Raw genomic sequence first — 1,082 nt, forward strand, 5'->3', positions numbered from 1 at the left:
GAGCGCGCTGCGCTGCTCGGGCGTGGAAAACAGCCGTCCCAGCTGCGGCACCTGGGCCTGGAGGGAAGGGACGGCGCCGGCCAGCAGCACGCACAGGAGGGCGGCGCGCTTCATGGCCGCCCCAGCGCGGGCACGGCCACGCTGCCCAGGGTCAGCCACAGCAGGCTGCAATCGGCGCTGAGGACGGCAGGCATGGCGGCCGGCGCGGCCGCGCTGGCGCCGCTGCGCTTGAGCGTGCATTCCTGCACGGCGAAATAGCCCGACAGGCGCAAGTCGTCGAGCAGGTGCAGCAAATCCATTTCATGCAGCAGGTCCATGCGCAGCTGCATCGGGCTGCCGCGCAGCTGGTACTGGCCCATCACCATGGGCGAGGGCACGGACAGCACTTGCTGCGCGCCGATGTCGTAGCTGATAGGCAACAACTTGCGTTGTTCCTGGCTCAGGCGGATGGCGTCGATCCAGGCCAGGCGGTTTTCCTCGCCGATCAGGCCGCGCTGGCGCAGGGCCAGGAATTGCGGTTCGTAGGCGCGGATTTCCTGCTTCTCCGCTTCCGCATGGTTGAACAGGCTGGCCGCCGCCGAGTGCGTGCGGTAGGCCATGTCCAGTTGCTGCGCCGCGCGCGCGCGGTAGGCGATGCTCAGGCTGAGCAGCAGCAGGCTGCCCAGCATGGTCAGCGCAAAGCACAGCAGGGCCCGGCGCACCAGGTGCAGTTCGCCCAGCCAGGCGGGCAGGGCGCGCGCGGGCGCCGCGGCTTTCTTCATGCCGGGCAGCGGCGGCTGTTTCACGGGGCCGCTCATGGCTGCCACACGAGCAAAAGGGTGAAGCGGGCCTGGCTGTCCGTGGCCGGCGTGGCGCTCTTGCCGGACAGGGTGGCGCTGGAGCGCAAATCCAGCGGCGCTTCCTCGATCGTCACGCGCAGGCCGGGCTGGCGCGCCAGCGTTTGCGCGAAGGCGGTGATGGCGCCCAGCGCGGCGCGGTAGTCATTGCGCGGCATGTCCACGTCCGCTTCCAGGCGCAGCGCCTGCGGCGGCGCGACGGGCACGCCGGCCAGGGCGCTGGCCGGCGGTGCGCCCGCGCCCTGC

1 protein-coding gene and 1 pseudogene are annotated in these 1,082 nt (G+C 71.3%); both read right to left on the reverse strand.

The genetic code is table 11. The features are described from left to right. Positions 1-110 precede the first annotated feature (110 nt). The gene (locus CBW50_RS28440) at positions 111-785 is read right to left on the reverse strand and encodes a hypothetical protein (protein WP_253252023.1); all 675 of its coding nucleotides are present in this window, start codon (positions 783-785) and stop codon (positions 111-113) included. Between the two features lie 8 nt (positions 786-793). Further along, positions 794-1,082 (reverse strand): annotated as a pseudogene (locus CBW50_RS29670) (hypothetical protein); the annotation flags it as partial.

The organism is Janthinobacterium sp. GW458P, from assembly GCF_002127585.1.
In the GTDB taxonomy this organism is placed as follows: Bacteria; Pseudomonadota; Gammaproteobacteria; order Burkholderiales; family Burkholderiaceae_D; genus Janthinobacterium.